This is a genomic window from Psychromonas sp. MB-3u-54 (assembly GCF_002836415.1).
In the GTDB taxonomy this organism is placed as follows: domain Bacteria; phylum Pseudomonadota; class Gammaproteobacteria; order Enterobacterales; family Psychromonadaceae; genus Psychromonas.
The window spans coordinates 1-2,698 of record NZ_PJBP01000014.1; the positions used below are offsets into that span (position 1 = coordinate 1).

Genomic DNA, 2,698 nt, shown 5'->3' on the forward strand with positions numbered 1-2,698 from the left:
GGCCTTCACGCTTTATGGCCTTCACGCTTTATGGCCTTCACGCTTTATGGCCTTCACGCCTTATCGCCTTCACGCCTTCACGCCTTATCGCCTTTTCACTTTTCAGCCTTTTCGCGTTATCTTAGGGCTGCCCCTGAAATTATCCGGCTTTGCAAAGGAGAGAATAAATGGATCTGAAAAAATTGAGTGCGAGTGAGTTATTGATTGAGCTTGAAAAACTGAATTGTGATTTAGCTGTCCCCTGGGAAATTGAGAATGAAAAATTAACTAAAACCTTTAAGTTTAAAAACTTTATGCAGGCATTTGCATTTATGACACAAAGTGCACTTTATGCAGAAAAGAAAAATCATCACCCCGAATGGTTTAATATCTATAATAAAGTTGTTATTCAGTTAACCACTCATGATGTCGCGGGAATCAGCTTTAAGGATTTTGATTTGGCGGAAAAAATGGAATCATTTATCCCGCATTTATAACTGAGCGTTACAGCGTCGGCCGTTTTATACGCTGCCGCTTTATCAATACTCGCCCTTCATCTGCTTTTGCTTTTATATCCCCGGACACTTTTTAATTATCAATAAATTAAGCCTTTTTTGTAAGTTGTCGGGCGTTATTTTACGACCTTCAGAAAAACAAGCGCAATAATGCAGTGCTATGTCGACTCAGGAAATTACCTTTTTATATTGGAAGCGTTTTAGGGGGGATTTATGGTTGACAAAATCACCGCTATGCTCGGCTTGGTGGGTGTTTTATCTCTGCTTTGTCAGTGGATTGGTTAGAAAACGCGATTGCCGGCTATATGCCTCTGCTGGTCTGCGGTTTACTGATTGGTCCCGGATTGAATATTCTCAACCCGGACGAGCTATTTGGCGAACTGCTCTTTCCTATTATCTCTTTAGGGGGTGCCATTCTTCTTTTTGAAGGAGCTTTAACGCTCAACTTTAAAGAGCTTAAAAATCACGGGCGGATGGTGACGCGTCTGGTTTCGATCGGTACCGTTATTACATGGGGATGTATTGCCAGCGCAACACATCTTATACTTGAATTTCAATGGTCGATGGCTATTCTGTTTAGTGTGCTGGTGGTGGTCACCGGGCCTACCGTGATAGTCCCTATGCTGCGCAGTATTAAACCCAAAACAAAATTAGCCAGTATTTTGCGTTGGGAGGGTATTATAGCAAAGATACTGGGCCAATCTGATCACAAATTAAATTCCTTTGGTATAAGCAGAATAAGCCGCTGACCCCATAACCAATTTTTTATTTTAATAACTAGATCATCATGTTAATCACCCATCCCAAGTTTAATTCCCCGATTAAAAATAAATTGGCAATAGTCCACCCATAACATGACTTAAGTGGGTGGATTTCTACCCACTTTAACTTTCTTTGAGCAGCCTATGTAAGCCGATTGCCTGATTGCGCGGCCTTTGTAACATTAAATTAACATTGGCACGCTAATTGCTATTATTGATTACTATTAAGTTAATGACTATATGTTAATAACTAAATGTTAATTGCTAACAATAATATGTAGCTTAACCAGCGCCCTGCGTTGTCAATGCGCAATCAGACTAAAACTGCCGTACAGGAGTACAACATGTTAAAAAAATTAATGACCCTTTCCCTTGGCACCGTTGCCGTACTTGCAAGCTTTAATGCATCAGCAAGCTGTGAGCCGGGTGAAATAGTGATCAAATTCAGCCACGTAACCAATGAGACCAGTCACCCTAAGGGCATCGCCGCCTCTTTATTATCTGACCGAGTGAATAAAGAGATGGATGGCAAAGCCTGTATGGAAGTTTTTCCTAACACCACTCTTTATAATGATGACCAGGCCTTAGAAGCTATTTTAAGCGGTGATCTGCAGCTTGCGGCTCCTTCTTTATCCAAATTTGAAAAAATAACTAAAAAATTCCGTCTCTTTGATCTTCCCTTTTTATTTGCTGATGTGGCTGCTGTAGACCGTTTTCAAAATTCAGCATCCGGTGACATTTTGAAAGATTCAATGGTCCGCCGGGGAATCAAAGGATTGGAATTTTGGCACAATGGCATGAAACAGATGTCAGCGAGTAAACCTTTGTTACTGCCAAGTGATGCTGAAGGCCTTAAGTTCAGAGTACAAGCATCTGATGTGCTTGTTGCTCAATTTGAACAACTGGGCGCCAACCCTCAAAAAATGTCCTTCAGTGAAGTTTATGGTGGTCTGCAAACAAAAGTTATCGATGGTCAGGAAAATACCTGGTCAAATACCTACGGCAAAAAGTTCTTCGAAGTACAAGATGGTGTTACTGAAACGAATCACGGTATTCTGGATTACCTGCTGGTGACCTCCGATGATTGGTGGAAGGGTTTACCAGCAGATGTACGTGAGCAGTTAGGCACAATAATGTCTGAAGTGACTCAAACCAGAAATGGCGAATCCATGAGAGTGAATGAAGAAAACAAGCAAAAAATCATCGATGCCGGCGGCGTGGTGCGTACGTTAACAGCGGAGCAGCGTGAAGCTTGGGTTGTGGCGCTTAAACCCGTGTGGAAAAAATTCGAAAAAGATATTGGCAGTGATCTGCTTGAAGCTGCAATAGCGTCGAATAAATAACACTATTACTTCCCCCGTTTGCCGATACGCAATACTGTATTTGCAAATGGGTGAGTAAAACAAGCAAGTGTTTTTCAACAGCTAATAATCAATAACTAAT

3 protein-coding genes and 1 pseudogene are annotated in these 2,698 nt (G+C 41.4%); all 4 read left to right on the plus strand.

The features are described 5' to 3' along the window. A partial coding sequence (locus CXF72_RS19675) for a hypothetical protein (protein WP_232784830.1) occupies positions 1 to 196 on the plus strand: 196 nt, incomplete at its 5' end. Beyond that, positions 168 to 476 carry a 4a-hydroxytetrahydrobiopterin dehydratase gene (locus CXF72_RS00285; protein WP_101036048.1) on the plus strand — a complete coding sequence of 103 codons (309 nt, stop codon included), beginning with the start codon at positions 168 to 170 and terminating at the stop codon, positions 474 to 476. The genes CXF72_RS19675 and CXF72_RS00285, both read left to right, overlap by 29 nt. Positions 477 to 707: 231 nt before the next feature. Beyond that, positions 708 to 1,192: pseudogene (locus CXF72_RS00290) on the plus strand (cation:proton antiporter domain-containing protein); the annotation flags it as partial. A 407-nt stretch (positions 1,193 to 1,599) separates the two neighbouring features. Then, entirely contained in the window at positions 1,600 to 2,598 is a 999-nt protein-coding gene (locus CXF72_RS00295) for a DctP family TRAP transporter solute-binding subunit (RefSeq protein WP_101036049.1), read from the plus strand. Positions 2,599 to 2,698: the final 100 nt, after the last annotated feature.

What these genes read in the sequence shown, in the direction of transcription:
- CXF72_RS00285 (WP_101036048.1), top strand. Translation starts at nt 168, where the DNA reads ATGGATCTGAAAAAATTGAGTGCGAGTGAGTTATTGATTGAGCTTGAA.
- CXF72_RS00295 (WP_101036049.1), top strand. Translation starts at nt 1,600, where the DNA reads ATGTTAAAAAAATTAATGACCCTTTCCCTTGGCACCGTTGCCGTACTT.